This is a genomic window from Limnohabitans sp. 2KL-3, from assembly GCF_001269405.1.
GTDB lineage: Bacteria > Pseudomonadota > Gammaproteobacteria > Burkholderiales > Burkholderiaceae_C > Limnohabitans_A.
This window is the reverse complement of sequence record NZ_CXON01000002.1, coordinates 238,895-258,700: the sequence shown is the minus strand read 5'-3', so window position 1 is coordinate 258,700 and position 19,806 is coordinate 238,895. Positions and strand designations below refer to the sequence as shown.

19 protein-coding genes and 1 tRNA gene are annotated in these 19,806 nt (G+C 56.8%); 13 read left to right on the top strand and 7 right to left on the bottom strand.

Features of this window, described 5'->3' with window-relative positions; all coding sequences use genetic code 11:
- Window positions 1–8 precede the first annotated feature (8 nt).
- The 4 genes from AMM41_RS03575 (at window position 9) to ilvE (ending at window position 4,214) form a co-directional block, all read left to right on the top strand.
- Complete coding sequence (locus AMM41_RS03575) at window positions 9–1,631, top strand: thiamine pyrophosphate-binding protein (RefSeq protein ID WP_089953077.1); 1,623 nt, start codon at window positions 9–11, stop codon at window positions 1,629–1,631.
- Window positions 1,632–1,704: 73 nt separating this feature from the next.
- Window positions 1,705–2,310, top strand: coding sequence for an RraA family protein (locus AMM41_RS03570; RefSeq protein ID WP_158273186.1), 606 nt, complete (start codon window positions 1,705–1,707; stop codon window positions 2,308–2,310).
- Between the two features lie 12 nt (window positions 2,311–2,322).
- The gene (locus tag AMM41_RS03565; RefSeq protein WP_158273187.1) at window positions 2,323–3,297 is read left to right on the top strand and encodes a Bug family tripartite tricarboxylate transporter substrate binding protein; all 975 of its coding nucleotides are present in this window, start codon (window positions 2,323–2,325) and stop codon (window positions 3,295–3,297) included.
- A 5-nt stretch (window positions 3,298–3,302) separates the two neighbouring features.
- A complete protein-coding gene (gene ilvE, locus AMM41_RS03560; protein ID WP_158273188.1) occupies window positions 3,303–4,214 on the top strand; it encodes a branched-chain-amino-acid transaminase in 912 nt (303 codons plus the stop codon).
- On the opposite strand, the gene AMM41_RS03555 is transcribed toward ilvE, so the two are convergent.
- Both AMM41_RS03555 and AMM41_RS03550 read right to left on the bottom strand, forming a co-directional pair.
- On the bottom strand, window positions 4,201–5,124 hold the full coding sequence (locus AMM41_RS03555) for a LysR family transcriptional regulator (RefSeq protein ID WP_089953068.1): 924 nt from the start codon (window positions 5,122–5,124) through the stop codon (window positions 4,201–4,203). The two genes, ilvE and AMM41_RS03555, sit on opposite strands and share 14 nt — an antisense overlap.
- A 19-nt stretch (window positions 5,125–5,143) precedes the next feature.
- On the bottom strand, window positions 5,144–6,031 hold the full coding sequence (locus AMM41_RS03550) for a LysR family transcriptional regulator (protein WP_089953065.1): 888 nt from the start codon (window positions 6,029–6,031) through the stop codon (window positions 5,144–5,146).
- A 114-nt stretch (window positions 6,032–6,145) separates the two neighbouring features.
- Here AMM41_RS03550 and AMM41_RS03545 point away from each other — a divergent pair, with 114 nt between their 5' ends.
- A complete protein-coding gene (locus AMM41_RS03545; RefSeq protein WP_089953063.1) occupies window positions 6,146–7,246 on the top strand; it encodes a TauD/TfdA family dioxygenase in 1,101 nt (366 codons plus the stop codon).
- 67 nt (window positions 7,247–7,313) lie between these two features.
- Here AMM41_RS03545 and AMM41_RS03540 read toward each other — a convergent pair whose 3' ends face one another.
- On the bottom strand, window positions 7,314–8,297 hold the full coding sequence (locus AMM41_RS03540) for an amidohydrolase family protein (RefSeq protein WP_089953061.1): 984 nt from the start codon (window positions 8,295–8,297) through the stop codon (window positions 7,314–7,316).
- Window positions 8,298–8,428: 131 nt separating this feature from the next.
- On the opposite strand from AMM41_RS03540, the gene AMM41_RS03535 reads away from it, so the two are divergent.
- Window positions 8,429–9,403: a Bug family tripartite tricarboxylate transporter substrate binding protein gene (locus AMM41_RS03535; protein ID WP_368664958.1), complete on the top strand. Its 975-nt coding sequence runs from the start codon at window positions 8,429–8,431 to the stop codon at window positions 9,401–9,403.
- 54 nt (window positions 9,404–9,457) lie between these two features.
- Here the strand turns inward: AMM41_RS03535 and AMM41_RS03530 are convergent, their stop codons facing one another.
- Window positions 9,458–10,495, bottom strand: coding sequence for a P1 family peptidase (locus tag AMM41_RS03530; protein ID WP_089953059.1), 1,038 nt, complete (start codon window positions 10,493–10,495; stop codon window positions 9,458–9,460).
- 44 nt (window positions 10,496–10,539) lie between these two features.
- Between AMM41_RS03530 and AMM41_RS03525 the strand changes: the two genes are divergently transcribed.
- The 7 genes from AMM41_RS03525 to greB all read left to right on the top strand — a co-directional run bounded on the left by AMM41_RS03525 (window position 10,540) and on the right by greB (window position 16,554).
- On the top strand, window positions 10,540–11,505 hold the full coding sequence (locus tag AMM41_RS03525; protein WP_089953057.1) for an ABC transporter permease: 966 nt from the start codon (window positions 10,540–10,542) through the stop codon (window positions 11,503–11,505).
- The gene (locus AMM41_RS03520; RefSeq protein ID WP_089953055.1) at window positions 11,495–12,340 is read left to right on the top strand and encodes an ABC transporter permease; all 846 of its coding nucleotides are present in this window, start codon (window positions 11,495–11,497) and stop codon (window positions 12,338–12,340) included. Before AMM41_RS03525 ends, AMM41_RS03520 begins: the two co-directional genes overlap by 11 nt.
- Before the next feature lie 2 nt (window positions 12,341–12,342).
- Complete coding sequence (locus tag AMM41_RS03515; RefSeq protein WP_228769078.1) at window positions 12,343–13,347, top strand: ABC transporter ATP-binding protein; 1,005 nt, start codon at window positions 12,343–12,345, stop codon at window positions 13,345–13,347.
- Window positions 13,344–14,213, top strand: coding sequence for an ATP-binding cassette domain-containing protein (locus AMM41_RS03510; RefSeq protein WP_089953053.1), 870 nt, complete (start codon window positions 13,344–13,346; stop codon window positions 14,211–14,213). The genes AMM41_RS03515 and AMM41_RS03510 overlap by 4 nt, the downstream gene beginning before the upstream one ends.
- Entirely contained in the window at window positions 14,210–15,727 is a 1,518-nt protein-coding gene (locus AMM41_RS03505; protein ID WP_194944593.1) for an ABC transporter substrate-binding protein, read from the top strand. Before AMM41_RS03510 ends, AMM41_RS03505 begins: the two co-directional genes overlap by 4 nt.
- 55 nt (window positions 15,728–15,782) lie before the next feature.
- A tRNA-Arg gene (locus AMM41_RS03500) sits at window positions 15,783–15,859 on the top strand.
- 116 nt (window positions 15,860–15,975) lie between these two features.
- The gene (gene greB / locus AMM41_RS03495; RefSeq protein ID WP_089953051.1) at window positions 15,976–16,554 is read left to right on the top strand and encodes a transcription elongation factor GreB; all 579 of its coding nucleotides are present in this window, start codon (window positions 15,976–15,978) and stop codon (window positions 16,552–16,554) included.
- Here greB and AMM41_RS03490 read toward each other — a convergent pair.
- From AMM41_RS03490 to gmk, 3 genes are all read right to left on the bottom strand, one after another.
- A complete protein-coding gene (locus AMM41_RS03490) occupies window positions 16,541–18,814 on the bottom strand; it encodes a RelA/SpoT family protein (protein WP_089953655.1) in 2,274 nt (757 codons plus the stop codon). The genes greB and AMM41_RS03490 overlap by 14 nt on opposite strands.
- 130 nt (window positions 18,815–18,944) lie before the next feature.
- Window positions 18,945–19,145: a DNA-directed RNA polymerase subunit omega gene (gene rpoZ, locus AMM41_RS03485; RefSeq protein ID WP_062402588.1), complete on the bottom strand. Its 201-nt coding sequence runs from the start codon at window positions 19,143–19,145 to the stop codon at window positions 18,945–18,947.
- 31 nt (window positions 19,146–19,176) lie between these two features.
- Window positions 19,177–19,797 carry a guanylate kinase gene (gene gmk, locus AMM41_RS03480; RefSeq protein ID WP_089953049.1) on the bottom strand — a complete coding sequence of 207 codons (621 nt, stop codon included), beginning with the start codon at window positions 19,795–19,797 and terminating at the stop codon, window positions 19,177–19,179.
- Window positions 19,798–19,806 lie beyond the last annotated feature (9 nt).

Below are 19,806 nucleotides of genomic sequence, written 5' to 3'. Positions count from 1 at the left end.
GCTTTGACATGGAAAACACCATCACAACAGCCCAAGCCTTGGCACGAGCGCTCAGCGAGGCAGGTGTTCAACGAATTTTCGGCTTGCCCGGTGGCGGCTCCTCTTTGGATGTGATCGAAGCCGCCGCCCAGTTGGGCATCGATTTTGTATTGACGAAGTCGGAAAATGCAGCAGTCATGATGGCGGGTGCCATGGCCGAGACCACCGGCATACCCGGTGTGGCCATCATGACCAAAGGGCCGGGTGTTGCGAACGGTGCAAACGGTGTGGCCTACGCATCACTCGACCGTGCACCGGTTCTTGTGATTAGCGATGGTTTCACACCCAAGCAACTGAGCTACATCACCCACCAAGTGTTCAATCAAAAGGACATGTTGGCTCCTGTGGTCAAAGGCTTCAGTCGGCTCGAAGGAACTGATCCTGTGGCCGAGATCAACGCCATGTTGGCGCTGGCTGCATCTGCACCGTTTGGACCGGTGCACATTGAGTTGACGAGTGAAGCGGCCAAACGCTTGGTGCCTGCGTTAATGGTCAAGACCAAGCCCTCAGAACCCGATGCTTTTTCACCAGAGAATTTTTCTGCGGTCAAGCAACTTTTGGGTCAAGCCCAAAGACCTGTCTTGATTGTTGGATTGGAAGCCCGACAGAGCGCACAGCAAGTCAGACAATTGGCCCAACTGCTGGCCTGCCCAGTCTTGCCGACTTACAAGGCCAAGGGTGTTGTATCGGATGAGGACCCGCAGGTCGTGGGTGTTTTTACGGGTGGACTCCAAGAGGCGGAATGTATTGCGCAGTCAGACCTGATGGTGCTGGTGGGATTGGACCCGGTCGAAATGATCTTGCAGCCCTGGCGCTACGGCAAAGCCGTTTGCGAGATTGCCTCGGTGGAGCACCTTGTGCACTATGTGCAAGCTGATGCCAGAGTGACCGGATCTCTGGATGCCATCCTGGGTCAATTGAATGCCGCACTCCTGGATTACCAATCTGGCTGGCAACCCTCGCAATGGTCGGACATTCGAACCGAAGTGCAAGAGAAACTGGCCTATCCCCCAGTGAAGTTTGGGGTGGCACCTGACCGAGTGGTTCAATTGGCTGCGCGGGCGTGTGCCGACAAAAAAATTCTGCCTCGCATGTCGGTCGATGCAGGCGCTCACATGTTTTCAGCGACCGCTTTTTTTCCCAGCACCCGGCCTGGTGATGCGCTCATATCCAATGGGTTGGCTTCTATGGCCTTCGCATTGCCAGCAGCGATCGCCTGTGCTTTGGACGATCCAACACAAGCGGTGATGTGTTTCACGGGTGATGGCGGGCTGATGATGTGCATGGGTGAATTGTGTACGGCTGTCGAGACACAAGCCAAAATCGTGGTGGTTGTTTTCAACGACAGTGCACTGTCGCTCATTGACATCAAACAGCAAAGTCGACAATTGCCGACACGGGGCGTGCGCTGGGGCAGGCATGACTTTGCGGGTGCCATGCAAGCTTTGGGCGGTTTGGGTTTCTCGGTTCACAATGAAATTGAATATACGCAAGCGCTGAAGACGGCTCTTGATGCCAATGGGCCGTGTTTGATTGATGTGCAGATTGATTCATCGGGTTATTCGCATCAACTCAAAGCCATGAGAGGCTGAAGACATGTTGACGATTGGACCTGATTTCGAGCGCCCCTCCATGGACCTCGTGGCGGCTTATCGCCATTTGCCTGTGGCCACCATCAGTGATGTTTTAGGGCCTGGCCATGTCATGAATGCATCGGTTCGACCTTTGCGACCCGGTATGCGTCTGCTTGGGGCGGCTTACACTTTGAAATTGCCGCCATCAGACAATCTCGGGATGCATGTGGCGGTTCGAGAGGCTCGGCCTGGTGATGTGATCGTGGCTGAGCAATCGGGCGGTGCTTTGGGCGCACCGGTGGGTGAAATCATGGCAATGGCTGCCATGCACAAAGGGCTTGCTGGCATGGTCCTGAACGGCGCTGTTCGTGATGCGGAAAAGTTACGTGCCGAGTCATGGCCAGTTTTTGCAGCGTGCATTTATGCGCAGCAGTGCCGAAAAGATGGGCCAGCTTGGCTTCAAATGACCATGGACTGTGCCGGCGTGACGGTGCATCCTGGTGATTTGATCGTGGGGGACGACGATGGTGTCGTGGTCGTTCCCTTTTCATCGATCGCCCGTGTTGCCCAAGAAGTCGTCAAGAAAATGGACAAGGAGAGTTTGCGAATCGCGTCCATATCGCAAGGGTTCATTTCGCCTGCATGGCTAGACGATGCCATTGAGCGTGCAGGACTTGTTTTGTCTGTCAATCAATAAATGGAGACCAGCATGTCAATTTCGATTTCCAAAACAGTGATGTTCCTTGCATCACTCTGGGCATTCAGCACAGCGCAAGCCCAAGCGCAAGCGCCAGATAAATTTCCGTCCAGACCGGTCACGATCATTGTGGGCTTTGCTCCTGGTGGTGGCGGTGACATTTCATCGCGATGGATTGCTGATTTTCTCAAGGAGCGATGGAAAGTGCCGGTTGTGGTCGACAACAAACCAGGAGCGGGTGCCACGATCGCGGCGGGCCTGTTGGCCAGGGCAAAGCCTGATGGATACACCGTGGCATTGGCAACCACCAGTCCATTCACAGTGGCTCCTTATTTTCAAACCGTGAGTTATGACCCCGCCAAGGACTTCACCTACCTGTTTCAGACCTTGGTCAGTGCACAACCACTTTTTGTCAAATCGGATTCGCCCCACAAGACCATTGAAGAGATGATGTCTTGGGCCAAAGCCAACCCCAACAAATTGTTCTGGTCAACAGCCGCAACGAATGGGGGCACACACATCTCGACACAAGCCGCATTCCGCGCCGCAGGTATTCAAGCCACTTATGTGCCCTACAAAGGCGGTGCCGATGCCATGAACGGTTTGCTGGGTGGTCAGATTCAGGCACTGGTTGCAGCTGAATTCCCGCCGCACGCAGCTGCTGGAACGATTCGTCTTTTGGCCGAGAGCGGACCCGACAAAATCCCTGAATACCCACGCGTGCCCACCTACAAAGAGTTGAATTTCCCGATTTCAGTGCCGATCTTTTACGGCGTTGCTGGACCAGCAGGTCTGTCTGCCGATGTGATCAAAGAGTGGAATGCCGCTGCGGCTGACATGGTCAAAACCCCTGGATTTGCAGACTTGGTGAACAAGCTCAAGGGAACGACGGCTTATCAAGGTCATGCCGAATTCACGGCATCCGTGACGGGTGTGTACCGACAGATGGGCCGATTGATACCTGAAATTGGTCTCAAGAAGGATTGATGGTCATGTGGCAAGCCAACATCATTTTGCAAAATGGCCAATTGATGCCCTATGCGCAGGCCAAAGTCCATCCCATGACATTGGGCATGACTTACGCGACCGCTTTGTTTGAGGGGCTTCGTGCCTATCGAAATCCGGACACGGGTGAGTTCAAGATATTTCGCTTGGCTGAGCATTTGAAACGCTTGCAGGCCGGCATGAAGGTCATGCGGTTTGACCATGTTTTCGATCCGGAAAAAATGAGGCAGGAGCTGTCGGCTCTGATTCGTGCCAACGAACCCGATGACGATGTCTACATTCGACTGCTGGTGTACATCGAGGCACTGGGATTGATGGCCCAGACTGGGCCAGTGGGTTACACCGCTGCGGCCTCTCCACGAGAGCGGCCTAAATTTGCCGATACGGGCATGAGTCTGGGTGTCAGCTCATGGAGTCGATTGGCTGACAACGCCAGTCCACCTCGAGTGAAGGCAACGGCCAATTATCACAACGCCAGATTGACCCAGCTGCAAGCCAAAGCCGATGGCTATGACGGCGCATTGATGTTGACGCCCTCTGGCAAAGTGTCTGAAGCACCGATTGCTTGTTTTTTCATGGTGCGTGATGGAAAGCTGATCACGCCCCACATCGGTAGCAATATCTTGGAAAGCATCACAAGGGATACCGTCATCACCTTGTACCAAGAATCCACGGGGCGGGCCGTAGTCGAACGCGAGATAGACCGCAGCGAGTTGTACTTTGCGGATGAAGCATTTTTATGTGGGACGGGCCAGGAAATCATTCCGATTGTTCAGATCGATCGTTTGCCGGTCGGTGATGGCACGATCGGCGTGCAGACCCGAAGCATGCAAAAAATCTATTTCGAAACCGTCAGGGGTTTGACGCCCGACCGCCACGGGTGGCTCACGCCGGTTTGATGGCAGAGGTTGGCGCTTGACTGGCGGCCAACCTCAAATGGTGAATCAAATCTTCACTGAATTTGGGCAACATGCGTTGCTGCTGTTTGACCAAACTGATTTGACGTCTTGCCCAAGGATCTTCCAAAGGGATCATGTGCAAGCCACTTGATTTCGCATGGCTCAGCGCAATGGCCCGAGGGACAATGGCAATGCCCACGCCAACAGCAGCCATTTGACAGACATTTTCGTAATTTCCCACTTGGATTCTCAAATTTACCCGCTTGCCAATGCTCTGGGCTTTGCGATCCAAAAAGGACTGAATGGAGTTGAATTGGTTGAGGCCAACAAAACGGTAATCGTCCAGGATGTCGGACAATTTCACCGAAAGTTGATGGGCAATGGCTGCGCCTGAATGACAGATGACCACCAACTCATCGGCATAAAGCGGGACCACATCAATTTTGTCTGCATCAACAGAGCCTGCCACGATGCCTAAATCGGCGGCCCCCTTGGCGACCGAGGAAATGATGTCGCGTGAAGGCAGCTCTTCCAGATCAATGTCGATGTCAGGATTGTCATTCAGGAAAGCAGACAAAGCCTTCGCCAAAAAAGTGTTGGTGGCGGTGCTGTTGGCTTGAAGCCTGATCCGCCCCTTGACGCCCAAGGCGTAAGGTCTCAGATCGGCATGCATGACCTCCAATTGTTGCAGGACAAGTCTGGCGTGATTGGCCATGGCCTCACCTGCCTGTGTCAATTGCAGCCCTTTGGCTTGCCGCAACATCAAAGGTGTTTGGAAACTTTCTTCAAGTTGCTTGATCCGCAAGCTGGCGGAAGGAACAGACAAATAACATTTTTCAGCTGCCCGTGTCAGATTCAACTGTTCCCCGACATGGAAAAAAAGACGCAAATCTGTCAAGTCGTAGTGCATGAAATCCTTGGGGCGCTGTTCAATGGGCAGTCACAGGCAGGTTGGATGCGACCGATTGGATGGCATCAAACAAAGCATCCATCGTCCGGGTGTTGGGCTCGTTCTTTTTTGTGAGTAAAACAACATTCAATGCTGGCGCCCCCCTGCCTATAGGGTAAACCTTCACAGGATAGGCGATCATCATGCGGGGGTCAATCGACGGCACCATCGACACCCCCAACCCCGCATTGACCATGGACAGCACCGCATGGACGGAGGGTAAATCCATGCTTTTTTGAGCTTGGGGCATGTTCTGGCCGATCCATTGTGCGGCCAATTTCCCAGTGCTGGTGGATGCATCAAAGCGAATCCAAGGGTAATCGCAAAACAGCTGGTGTATCTTGGCGGCCTTGGCAGAAGGCGGGGCAATGACCACCAATTCGTTTTTGAACAGGTGCTGCCAATGCAGGCGCTGTGACCCACCTTTGACGGGCTGAACCACGATCGCAGCATCCAGTTCATTGGCTTTGACGGCAGCGATGAGTTCAACGGCACGCCCTCTGGCCGGTTTCAATTGCAGTGCAGGGTGTTTCTTCAACAGGTGATGAATAACGCCAGGCAACAAACTGGCCTGCATGCTTTCAATGACACCCAATCGAATCGAGCCTTCGATTTGAATGGATTTGCGACGGCGAAGCTGCTCAATTTGTTGCATCGGCAGTTGCATGACACTGGCCACTTCGTGCGCAAAAGGCATGGGTTTCACCTGCAAGCCTGAGCGATCAAAAAGCGGTTGCCCGAAAAAGACTTCCACCTGCTTCATTTGCATGCTGACAGCACTCGGTGTGAGGTTCATTTCGTCTGCGGCACGACTCAAGCTGCCAGTTCTCAGGACGGCTTCGAGTGTTTCAAAGAAAGAAAACTTCATCAAAATATTTTAAGTAGCATTCAACAAAATGTGTCATTTACTGATGAAGAAAGTTTTTATGATTTGCTGTGTCGAAACTTTTCGACAGAGTTTGGATTGCCAGGAGACCACGACATGCATCTCACCCCTATTTCAGTTCACCCTGTCCCCAGGGCTTGGGTGGCACAGGAGCTGCGCCATGATTCCTCATGGATTCATTGGCTGAGTTCTGATGCGATTGAAGGTTTTGAGAGTGCCTTGGCCCATGCCAAAAAAACGGGTAAAGACTGGCTGCAGATGACTTCAGATGACTTTCCGCTTTCTGGGGCAGCCAAAGAGGCCATTGAACGGGCATTCGATGTCACACAAAAAGATTTCGGCATGTGCTTGATCAAGGGCTTTCCTGTTCATCGTTGGTCTGTCGAGGATGCTCGACTGGTCCATTGGGGCATTGGCCTGAACGTGGGGGTGGCCAGGACTCAGAACCAAGCCAGTCAGGTCATGAACGATGTGCGCGATGAAGGGGGTAGCTACAAGGTCAAAAATGGCCGGGGCTACAACACCAATGCGGGCTTGGATTTCCATGTCGACTCATGTGACGTGGTGGCCTTGCTGTGTTTACAAACGGCCAAAACGGGTGGGACCAGCATGGTGACCAGTTCCATCGCGGTGGTCGATGAAATCAAGCGCCTGCGTCCAGACTTGATTGCCGTGATGCAGCAGCCCTTTTATTACAGCTACCAAGGTGCCAACGATCCCAAACAGCCGCCTTTTTACAAATGTCCCATTTTGGGTGACGATCCTGAATTCTTCTCTTTGCGTGCCAATCGAAAAAATGTCACGGCTGCGCAGCGCGATTTTCCAGAGGTGCCTCGGTTAACAGAGGAGCAGATCGCCTTGCTGGATTTGCTCGACATTTTGTTGACCGATCCACGATTTTGTTATTCGATGCAGCTTGACCGTGGTGATTTGCAGCTGCTCAACAACTACGTGGTGATTCATTCGCGCACCAACTTTGAAGACCACGAAGAACCTGAACTCAAGCGGCATTTGTTGCGCCTGTGGTTGAGTCTGCCTCAGGGTCAGAGATTGCCGCCGCTCTGGAAAGAGTATTTTGGTGACATCAAGGCGGGCTCAGTCAGAGGCGGGGTTCGCGGCAGCAACATCACCGACGAGTTTCTGGCTTACGAGGCCAGACAGGCCAAACGGCTGGGTATGACGTTCCACTCGATGTGACGAGCCTGGTGGCAAGCCCAGGTGTCTGGAGTTTCATCACTCAAGACACATGGGACGCTGGAGGCATTCAGCGAATATTGAACACTTTCAGCGCGTTACCGCCTCGGATCGCTTCGCGCTGTTCTGGCGGCAGCTGTTGTGTGTTGGCAAAGGCTCCTTTGATGTCGTGCACTTGGTGGGGCCAGTCGGTACCAAACATCACATGGTCAGGACCCGCAACAGAAATCAGGTACTGCAGTGCACCCGGGTTGTAGGTGATGCAGTCGTAGTAAATGTGACGCAGGTAATCGGCTGGGTTCTTCTTCATCTGTCGGCGTTGAGGAATTTCAACTTCATTGCCCTTTTCAAATCGGCCGATCAAATATGGCAAGGTTCCGCCGCCGTGCGATGCGATGATTTTCAAGTGCGGGTATTGATCGAAAAACCCTTCAAAAATCATGCGAGTGATCGCCAAGGTGGTGTCGAACATGAAACCAACGGACCAGCTCAGATCGAACTTGGTCATGTCCATCATGTCCACGCCGGGTGGATCCGTGGGGTGTACAAGAACCGGCAAGGCTCTTTTGTCAATTTCTGCCCAGATGGGCGCAAACATGGGATCTGTCAGGCTGCGACCGGAGATATTGGCCAGCACCATCACCCCCGAGGCCCCGTTGTCGCAGGTTCGCTGCAACTCTTCGATGGCTCTTTGTGGGTATTCCCAAGGCAATGAGGTGAACCAGCGAATGCGATCTGGGTAGGTGGTTTGCGCCTGGGTCATGGTGTCATTGGATTCACGCGCTGCACGGCAACTGATGTCCTCGTCTCCCCAATAAACATTGGGGCACGTCAAGGAGACGATGGAGATGTCAATGCCCGCCGCGTTCATTTGTTGAATGCGCATGTCGTAATCAAAATGACCCTTTTGAGGAATAACGACAGGCGTGTTGCCCCGGAACACTTCTTGCTGGCCATCAGGGCGAGTTTGTATGTTGTACATACCGCCTTCTCTTTTGAGCAGTTCGAGCCATTTGGGCGTGAACATGTGGGTGTGGACATCAATGACGGGCATACCGAGACACTCCTTGAAAATTACTTGAAACAGGTTTTCGGTACGATGAAAACCCTAATTCCAAGAATCTAAATTATTGACAAACTGGTCATTTAACCTTGTCGCCCATGTTCACCTCCAAAGGATTGATGATGAAACGAAAAATGTTCAAAGTATTGCTTCTGGCCACAACGCTGGGCTCATGGGCCCTTATGGGTACAGCTCAGGCGCAGGACAAAGCCACGGTCAAGATTTTGGTCGGCTTTCCACCTGGTGGCTCGGCGGATGTGGTGGCACGTCTGTTGGCTGAGCGGATGCGAACGACACTTGATCAAAATGTGATTGTGGAGAACAAGCCTGGTGCTGCTGGCCGCATTGCATTGGGCGAGGTCAAGCGTGCAGCACCCGATGGCAATACATTGATTTTGGCCCCCAGCGGTGGCTTGGTCATCTTGCCTTGGTTGTATAAAAACTTGGGTTATGACCCGGTGAAAGACTTCACGCCCGTGGCCAGGGTGACCACATTTGACTTTGCGGTCACTGCGGGGCCAGGCGCACCGGCAGGTGACATCAAATCGGTGCTGGCCTGGATGAAGGCCAACCCAGGCAAGGCCAATTACGCGACCTCTGGTGCGGGCACTGTGCCGCATTTTGCGGGCCAGTTGTTGGCGCAGGCCACGTCGACGCCCATCACCCATGTTGCCTACAAAGGCGGGGCCCCTGCAGCCCAGGATTTGATCGGTGGGCAGATTCCGCTGATGGTGGACACCGCTTCCGAAACGATTGAGCACCACAAGTCGGGCAAGGTCAAAATTCTGGCGGTGACAGGTGAGACACGCTCCGCGGCCCTGCCTGATGTGCCGACTCTCAAGGAGGTCGGTATCAATGTGGTCGCTGATGCCTACTTCGGACTGTATGGCCCTGCCAACATGACGGCCGATCGCACGCAAAAAATCAGCGATGCCGTTGCGCAGGCTTTGAGTCAACCGGAAATCCAGAACCGTATCCGTGGATTTGGACTCACACCCAACTACGCGGGGTCTCAAGCCTTGGGTGAAACGCAAGCCGTCCACTACAAGCGCTGGGATGCGCCCATCAAGGCCTCGGGCTATACCGTTGAGCAGTGAGAACGAGGGTGCTGCGGCGGTCCTCAGTGCTCATCAAGGGGTTTGAGGGGCACTTCACGCCGAAGGTCTGTGTTCCTCGTTGAATTGATTTTCAGCAGGAATACAGCCTGAGGTGGTGTTCACAGTCAGCGCTTTTGTGATCGCGTCCACAGTGGCCAGCGCCGTGGCCTCGGCCGCCATCACGGTGAGCAGCATCAAATCCACCGGACCGGCTTCGGTGCCTGTGGCCAAGGCAAACAGGGTGTCGCCGTCCAGGGTGGTGTGGGCGGGGCGGATGCTGCGGGCTAGGCCATCGTGGGCGCTCATGGCCAGGCGTTTGGCCTGGGCTTTGGTGAGTGTCGCGTTGGTGGCGACCACGCCAATGGTGGTGTTGGTGCCGGGCAGGGGGCGCTTGCCGCGCTCGCCTTGCAGCAAGGCGCGTTGGGTGTCCAGCAAGTTTTTTCCATCGGCCGTGCGGGCACCGGCCAGCACCTGGCCTGTGTTCGGGTCGATCACATCGCCCACCGCGTTGCAGGCGACCAATGCACCCACCACCCAAGGCCCTACGCGCACACTGGCGTTGCCGATGCCGCCTTTCATGCAGCGGTCCAGGCCAAACAGTTTGCCCACGCAGGCACCCGCGCCTGCGCCGACATTGCCTGCAGCGGGTGTGGCCGTCGATGCCGCCTTGCAGGCCAGATAACCAGCCTTTGCGCCGGGCCTGACCTTGGGGTCGTCGCCCGGTCGCACCACCGGCAAGTCAAACAACACGGCCGCAGGCACGATGGGCACTCGGCCATAGCCGGTTTCAAAACCGATGCCCTGCTCATCAAGCCAGCGCACCACGCCCGTGGCGGCATCCAGGCCAAAGGCGCTGCCGCCGCTCAGCACCACGGCATGCACTTTGTCGACCAGGTTGGCCGGGTCCAGCAAATCGGTTTCGCGGGTGCCTGGGGCGGCGCCACGCACATCCACCGCGCCCACGGCACCACCGGGGGCCAAGACCACCGAGCAGCCCGTCAGACGTTCGCTCAGCGTGAAGTGACCGACCTGAAGGCCTGGCACATCCACTATGGAGCCTTGCTCGCTGTTTACAATCGTTTGAGATGTCATCGAAAACCCCGTTCATCGTTGCTCACTGACCCCAAGGATAGCGCGTGCCCCTGTTTGTTTTGAAACGGCTGCTGAGCTTTGTGCTGACCCTGCTGGCCACATCGGTCGTGGTGTTTGCCGTGCTGGAGTTGCTGCCCGGCAATGCCGCGCAGGTCATTTTGGGCGAGACGGCCACGCCCGAGTCGATCGCCGCGATGGAAGAAAAATTGGGCCTGAACCAGCCCGCGGCCACCCGTTACTTGAACTGGATGGGCGGCATGCTGCAGGGGCAGACGGGCCTGAGCATCTCTTATGACACACCGACAGCGCAGCTGATGGCCGAGCGCATGCAAGTGACGCTGCCGCTGGCCGTCATGGCCATGGGCCTGACCGTGGTGCTGGCGCTGGCGCTGGGGATTTACGCCGCTTCACAGCAAAACAAGGCGGGCGATGTGGGCGTGATGACGCTCAGCCAGCTGGGTCTGGCGCTGCCCAATTTCTGGCTGGCCATTTTGTTGATCTTGCTGTTTGCGGTGCACCTGGAGTGGGTGAGTGCAGGCGGTTTTCCGGGCTGGTCCGAGGACGATGGCGGGGGGGTGGGCGAGGGCATCAGAGCCTTGCTCTTGCCCGCGATGGCGCTGGCAGCGGTGCAAACGGCTATCTTGACGCGGGTGACCCGCTCGGCCGTGCTTGACACTTTGCGCGAAGACTTTGTGCGCACCGCGCGGGCCAAAGGCCTGTCGCGCCGCCAGGTGCTGTGGGGTCATGTGCTGCGCAACGCCATGATCCCGGTGCTCACGGTGATGGGCTTGCAGTTTGGCAACCTGATCACCAGCGCCATCGTGATTGAAAACGTGTTTGTGCTGCCTGGCATTGGGAGGCTGATTTTTCAGGCCATTGCCAACCGCGATTTGATCGTGGTGCGCGATGTTGTCATGTTGCTGTCGGCGCTGGTCATTCTCATCAACTTTTGCATCGATGTGCTGTATGCGTGGATCGATCCGCGATTGAAGGCGGGCTATGCGGGATAACAACATCTTTTGGCGACGCGCCTTGCTCCACCCGAGTTTTGTGGCGGGGGGTGGCATGGTGCTGCTGATGGTGCTGTGCGCGGTACTGTCTTTGTTTTGGTCGCCTTACTCGGTGGGTGACATCGACATCCCCAACAAACTGGCTTCGCCCAGCGCCGCGCATTGGCTGGGCACCGACAGCTTGGGGCGCGACATCGGTTCTTTGCTTTTGGTGGGCAGCCAGAACTCCTTGTTGGTGGGCTTCATCGCGGTGGGCATTGGGTTAGGTGTGGGTGTTCCTTTGGGCTTGCTGGCTTCGGCGCGGCGTGGTGGGGTGGAGGAGGTCATCATGCGGGCCTCAGACTTCACCTTCGCCTTTCCGGCTTTGTTGTCGGCCATCATGCTCACGGCGATTTACGGGCCGGGCCTGGTGGTGAGCATCGTGGCCATTGGCATTTTCAACATCCCGGTGTTTGCGCGCATTTCACGGGGCGCGGCCAACGCGGTCTGGGCGCGGGACTACACCTTGGCAGCCCGTGCCGCAGGCCAAGGCCCGCTGGCCATCACACTCACGCATGTGCTGCCCAACATCGCCAGCGTGCTGATCGTGCAAGCCACCATCCAGTTCGCGATCGCCATCCTGGCCGAGGCGGCTTTGTCTTATTTGGGCCTGGGCACCCAGCCGCCGCAGCCCAGCTGGGGCCGCATGCTCAATGAAGCGCAGTCCCAGATGTTTCAAGCCCCCATGCTGGCGGTGTACCCGGGCGCAGCCATTGCGCTGGCGGTGCTGGGGCTGAACTTGCTGGGTGATGGTTTGCGCGATGTGCTCGACCCCCGGCTTGCACGGCAAAGGTGAACATGAGCGATCGATCAAACGCCATGCCGTTGCTGCAAGTGGATGATTTGCGCGTGAGCCTGCCCACGGCCCGGGGCTGGGCGCAGGCTCTGCGCGGCGTGTCTTGGAACATGGAGCGGGGCCAGACGGTGGGGCTGATTGGTGAGAGCGGCAGCGGCAAATCGCTGACCGCTTTGGCCCTGATGGGCCTGTTGCCTGAACGCGCCCGCGTGAGCGGCTCAATTGCGCTCCAAGGCCAAGAGCTGGTGGGCCTGCCCGAGCCGCAGCTGTGCCAGCTGCGCGGTGCCCGGATGGCCATGATCTTCCAAGAGCCGATGACGGCGCTCAACCCCTTGCACCCGATTTGGAAGCAGATCGCTGAGCCCTTGCGCCTGCACCAACACATGAGCGCCAGCGATGCCAAAGCCCGCGCCCTGCAACTGCTCGAACGCGTGCAGCTGCCCCGGGCGCGAGAGCGGCTCGATGCCTATCCGCACGAGCTGTCGGGCGGGCAACGCCAGCGCGTGATGATCTCGATCGCGCTGGCCTGCAGCCCTGACCTGTTGATTGCCGATGAACCCACCACCGCGCTCGATGTGACAGTGCAAAAAGAGGTGTTGGCGCTCATCCAACAACTGGTGCGCGAAGACGGCATGGGCTTGCTCTTGATCAGCCACGACCTGGGCCTGATGCAGGACCAGGTGGACCGTGTGATGGTGATGTATGGCGGGGCGGTGGTCGAGAGTGCGGCCACACCCGAGTTGTTTGCGCACCGGGCACACCCTTACACGCGGGGCCTGTTTGCGGCGCGGCCGCGTTTGGGCTTGGCACGCGGCACACGTTTGACCACCATCCCCGGCAGCGTGCCCGAGCTGATGGATTTTCCGGCGGGGTGTGCGTTTGCTGATCGCTGCAGTTTGGCGGTGGAGGATTGCCGCCAGACGCCACCTCCGGCGCAAACCATTGGCAATGACGGCGCAGGCGAAACGCCGCATGTGGTCAGTTGCCCGCGCTGGAGGCTGCCATGAGCGAGAACGCTATTTCTGCGCCGCTGCTGGAAGTGAAACAATTGGGGCGGCGTTTTGCCTTGCCCCGCACGGGTTTTTTTCAACCCGCAGGCGCTTTGCAGGCTTTGTCTGACGTGAGCTTCACGCTGCAGCCGGGGAAAAGTTTGGGCATTGTGGGCGAGTCGGGCTCTGGCAAGTCCACGCTGGCACGTTTGGTCATGGCGCTGGACACACCCACCGAGGGGCAGGTCTTGTTCAAGGGCGTAGACGTGCACCAGACTCGTGGCCCAGCTTTGCGCCAGTTGCGCAGCGGTTTTCAGATGGTGTTTCAGGACCCGTATGGCTCTCTGGACCCGCGCCAAAAAGTGCTGGCCATCGTGACCGAGCAGATACGTAACTTGCAACATGTTTCGGGCGGCCGATCCGAGTGGCACAAACGGGCCGACAGTAAAGCCGAGCTGCGCGACCGCGCCGCTGAGGCTCTGAACGAAGTCGGCCTCAGGACGGCGGACCTCGACAAATACCCGCACGAATTTTCGGGCGGGCAACGCCAGCGCATTGCCATTGCCCGCGCCTTGATCACCCGCCCCGCCCTGATCGTGGCGGACGAGCCGGTCAGTGCGCTCGATGTGTCGGTGCAGGCGCAGGTGCTGAACCTGATGATGGACCTGCAAGACCGCTACGGACTGAGTTATTTGTTCGTGAGTCACGATCTGGCGGTGGTCAACCTGATGTGCGACGATGTGTTGGTGTTGCAGTCGGGTCGTGTGGTCGAACATGGCTCTGCAAACCAAATTTTTCAGCAAGCCGAGCACCCTTACACTCGGGCTTTGTTGGCCGCTGTGCCAGGCCAGCCCCCTTCTTTTTTGATGCAGGAGACCCCATGAAAAACAGTTCTTCCCTGACCCGCCGCACCCTCGCTTTGAGCTCGGCGGCCGTGTTGGTCACCAGCTTGGTGGCTGCCCCTTTACAAGCGCAAGCCCAGTCGCGCAAAGACACCGTCACGCTCGGCATGATCCTGGAGCCCACCAGCCTCGACCCAACCATGGCCCCAGCTGCGGCCATCGGTGAAGTGGTGCACTACAACATCTTGGAGGGCCTCACCAAAATCAATGTGGACGGCAGCATCAGCCCACTGCTCGCCGAGAGCTGGAAAATGGACGCCGACGGCAAGGCCTACACCTTCAAGCTGCGCAAGGGTGTGAAGTTTTCTGATGGTGCGCCATTCGACTCGGCTGTCGTCAAGTTCAGCTTCGAGCGTGCCAAAGACGCCAAGAGCACCAACAAAGCCAAAGGCGCGGTGTTCAACAACATCACCCACATTTCCACACCCGATGCGCACACCGTGGTGTTGGTGCTGACCAACCCGGACGGTAATTTCTTGTTCCGCATGGGCGAGAACACCGCCGTCATCTTGCACCCGGACAGCGCAGCCAACGCCGCCACCAAACCTGTGGGCACAGGCCCCTACAAGCTTGACAGCTGGGCCAAAGGCACGGCAGTCACTTTGTCCAAGTGGGATGGCTTTCGCGATGCCAACGCCATCAAGGTGAAGAAGGTCACTTTCCGCTTCATCAACGATTCTGCCGCCCAAGTGGCCGCCTTGTTGGCGGGTGACATCGACGGCATGCCGCGTTTTCAGTCACCCCAAAGCCTGAAACAGTTTCAGGCCGACAAACGGTTCATGGTTGAGATGGGCAGCACGGCCGGCAAAGGCATCATGACCATCAACAACCGCAAAAAGCCGTTTGACGATGTGCGTGTGCGCCGCGCCTTGTCGCACGCGGTCGACAAAAAAGCGTTCATCGACGGCGTGTTTGAAGGCCTGGCCAAACCCATTGGCAGCCACATGGCCCCCACCGATGCGGGCTACGTGGAGTTGAGCAATACCTACGCTTACGACCCCGAAAAAGCCAAGGCCCTGCTCAAGGAAGCTGGCGTGCAAACACCACTGAACGTGACCCTGACCTTGCCCCCACCGCCTTATGCCCGCAAGGGCGGCGAGATTTTGGCCGCGCAGCTGGCCAAGGTGGGCATTGTGGCCAAAATCGAAAACGTGGAATGGGCGCAGTGGTTGGGTGGCACCTTCAAGGGCAACTTTGACCTGACGGTGATCAACCACGTCGAACCTCTGGATTACATGGCTTATGCCAACCCGCAGTATTACTGGGGTTACGACAGCAAGGCTTTCCGTGACTTGGCAGCCAAACACGCGGCCACCACAGCGGCCAAAGAACGCACCCAGCTGTTTGGTGACATGCAGCGCATGATCGCCAAAGATGCGGTCAACGTGTTCCTGTTCAACGCCACCAACACAGCGGTCTACCGCAAGGGCCTCAAAGGCTTGTGGTCCAGCTCGCCCATTTTTGCCAATGACATGTCTGCAGTTTCTTGGCAATAAATTCCTGGCCAAGCTCAAAGTGGCCTGAAAAGCTTGCTATAATTCAATGCATGATGCGGCTGTAGCTCAGCTGGATAGAGTACTTGGCTACGAACCAAGGGGTCGTGGGTTCGATTCCTGCCAGCCGCACCAAAAATTAGAAAGCCCACAACGAAAGTTGTGGGCTTTTTCTATTTGCAAAACATCAAAGTCCAAACACGCGCTGTGTTCTGGCATTCCCGTTTTTCTTTTGCCCCCAAGTCCATTCCATGAGCAAAGCTTTCACCAAAGAGACCGATGGTGGCGATGACGAAGAATTGGGTTTACCCGCATTGCCCTTGGGTGCACGCAATTACATGACACCCGCAGGTTATGCCCGTTTGAGGGCAGAGCTGTTCACCCTGATCGATGACGAGAGACCCCAAGTGGTCGAGATCGTGCATTGGGCGGCCAGCAATGGTGATCGGTCTGAAAATGGCGACTACTTGTATGGCAAAAAGCGCTTGCGCGAAATCGATCGGCGAATTCGATTTTTGACCCAACGTCTGGAGAAAGCCGAAGTGGTGGACCCGGCTGTGCATCACGGGAGTGATCAGGTGTTCTTTGGGGCCACAGTGACTTATGCCGAGGTCTTGGGCGCAGAGCGCACGGTGACGATATTGGGCATCGACGAAGCCGACAGCTTGCAAGGGCAGGTCAGCTGGGTGTCACCCATTGCACGCACCTTGCTCAAGTCACGCGAAGGAGACGAACTCAAGCTCGTCACACCTTCAGGTGTGCTGGACATTGAGGTGTTGCAGGTCAGCTATCCGAAACCGCTTGAAAGGTCTGACCCTATGAAGGGTTGATGAGGCCTTTGTTGGTTTGACGATCGGCCTTGATGACCGATGATGTGCGTTTGAGGTGGCGCAGCACTTGCTCCAAATGGCTTGTGTCGCGTACCGCCACCACAAACTTCAACTCGGCCGTGTCTTGGGGCGTTTCCTGACCCATGTCGACGTGCACGATGTCGGTCTCGGCACTGGCCAGTGCCCCAGCCACTCGGGCCAAAACCCCTTTGCCGTTGACCACTGTGACATGGATGGTCGTTTCAAAATTGCGCTTGATTTCATCTGACCACTCCACACCAATGAAGCGCTCGCTGTCCTTGTGTTCGAGTTTTCGGGCTGTTGCACAGTCTCGGGTGTGCACCGCTAAGCCTTCGCCACGGCCCAAATAACCCACGATCTCATCGCCGGGCAAGGGGCGGCAGCAGCGCGAATACACCACCGACGCGTTTTCACTGCCATCCAGGGTAATGGCGCCTTGTGAGATGGACTCGTGCGCGGTAAACCGTTCGCGTGTCATTAAGAGTGCATCGGGTTTTTGACCGTTTTCAGACAACAAAGCCGTCAAGCGTTTGGCCACAATGGTGGCGATGCGTTTGCCCAATCCAATGTCCATCAGCAAATCGGCTTGGTTGCGGTTGCCGGTGAATCGGAGCAATTTTTCCCACAGGCCTTGATTGACTGGGGCATCGCTGGGCAGTTGGTCGATGCCTTCAGCCCGCAAAGCCTGCGCCAGCAATTTTTCGCCCAACTCGACCGACTCGGTTTGCGCCATGGTTTTGAGGTGGTGGCGAATTTTGGAGCGTGCGCGGCCGGTGCGCACAAAGCCCAGCCATGCGGGGTTGGGGGCGGACACGGGAGCCGTGATCACTTCAATCACATCGCCATTTTTGAGTTCGGTGCGCAAGGGGACTTGCTCGCCATTGATGCGTGCGGCCATGGCATGGTCACCCACGCGGCTGTGGATGGCGTAGGCAAAGTCCACCACCGTGGCACCCCTGGGCAATGCCATGATCTGGCTTTTGGGCGTGAACACGTAGACGGCGTCAGGGAACAAGTCCACTTTGACGTGGTCCCAAAATTCGGCGGCATCGCGCGTTTCGGTCTGGATGTCCAGCAGAGACTGCAGCCACTGCGTGCCCAGTCGGGCCGACTGGGCGCTGGCCGATTCATGTTCTTTATAAAGCCAATGGGCGGCCACACCTGACTCGGCCACCAAGTTCATGGCCTCGGTGCGCATTTGAAACTCGACGTTCACACCCGAGGGTCCCACCAGCGTGGTGTGCAATGACTGGTAGCCGTTGACTTTGGCGATCGCAATGTGGTCTTTGAACTTGCCCGGCACGGGCTTGTAAATTTGGTGGAGCCATCCCAGTGCGGTGTAGCAATCGACGACCGAAGGAACGATCACCCGAAAACCATAAATGTCGGTGACTTGGGCAAAACTCAGGTGTTTTTCGTCCATCTTCTTGTAGATGGAGTAAAGCGTTTTTTCCCGTCCACTGATGCGAACGCTCATTTTGGCCTGCGCAAAGACAGCTTCGACGTCCGCCTGTACTTTTTGGATCAGGTCGCGGCGACGATTGCGGGCGCGTGAGACGGCTTTCGTCAGCACGGCATACCGCCAGGGCAGCAAGTGCTTGAAGGCCAGATCTTGCAGTTCGCGGTAGATTTGATTCAGGCCCAAACGGTGAGCGATGGGGGCGTAAATTTCCAGTGTTTCAGAAGCAATGCGGCCCCATTTGCTGCGCGGCATGTCCGACATGGTGCGCATGTTGTGGGTGCGGTCGGCCAACTTGATGAGGATGACACGCACATCGCGGGCCATGGCCAGCAACATTTTGCGAAACGATTCGGCCTGATTTTCTTCTCGGGTGTTGAACTCCAGTTTCTCCAACTTGGTCAGACCATCGACCAACTCGGCCACCGGAGAGCCAAAACGCTCGATCAGCGCCACCTTGGTGACGCCGCAGTCTTCCATCGCGTCGTGCAGCAAGGCCGCTGCCAAGGCTTGTGCGTCCAATTTCCATTCGGTGCACAAAACGGCCACGGCAATGGGATGGGTGATGTAGGGCTCGCCGCTTTTGCGCATTTGGCCCAAGTGGGCCTCATCGGCAAACTTGTAGGCCCGGCGCACCATGTCGGTGTCGGCATCGTTCAAATACCCCAGCTCCGCTTCGAGCAAGGCAAAGCTGGCTGCTGCCGCGTTGGCCGCAGCCGGTGCCACAGCCTTGGGGCGGCTGTGGCTGTTGGAAGTGGAGGGAATCGAAGCGGGACTCATGGCCTCAATGTAACGCAAGCTTTTGCCCCACTTTGTGGGGCAAGTTGAATGGGCGTAAAAAAAGCCCCAAAAGGGGCTTTTGTTTGAGCGATGGCCTTGCGCAAGCAAGGCGAACGGTCGAGAAAGGTGTTCAGGACACGCGCTTGAGCATCTCAATGCCCACTTTGCCAGCGGCGATCTCGCGCAGTGCGGTCACGCCAGGTTTGTTTTTGCTTTCAATGCGGGGGGTGTGGCCTTGGCTCAGCATGCGGGCGCGGTAGGTGGCAGCCAGAACCAACTGAAAGCGGTTCGGGATCTGTTCCAGGCAGTCTTCAACGGTGATGCGGGCCATGATGTGTTCCTTGAGAATTGCTGTGCGGGATTCAAGCCATTTTGAGTGCCTGAAAAGTGTCAGGCAGGGCGCGGCGCTGAACGTGGTATTTGAGCCGCTGAGCGTGAACAACCGCTTTGAGGTCAAACAGGGCACGATCAAATACTTCATTGATTATAACGAAGTCAAATTCTGGAGCCTGTGCCATCTCAATGGCAGCATTTTGCAGGCGCAGCTCGATGATGTCGGCTGTGTCTTCGCCGCGACGCTCCAGGCGTGAGCGCAGCTCTTCCCAGCTGGGCGGCAAGATGAAGATCAGCACCGCGTTGGCGTACATCTTTTTGATCTGCAGGGCGCCTTGGTAATCAATTTCCAAAACCACATCGGCACCTTGGGCCATGCGGTCTTCGATCATCTTTTTGGAGGTGCCATAGCGCTGGCCGTGCACATGGGCCCATTCAACAAAGGCGTCGCCCAGCACCATGGCGTCAAACTCTTGCGCTGAGGCAAAAAAGTATTCACGGCCATGCTTTTCCTGGCCCCGGGGAGCGCGGGTGGTGTGTGACACGGTGGGTTGTACGCGTGAGTCCAGCTCCATCAAGGCCTTGACCAAGCTCGATTTTCCTGCTCCGCTGGGAGCGGCTACGACAAACAGGTTTCCGGGGTAATCCATGCTGAGGCT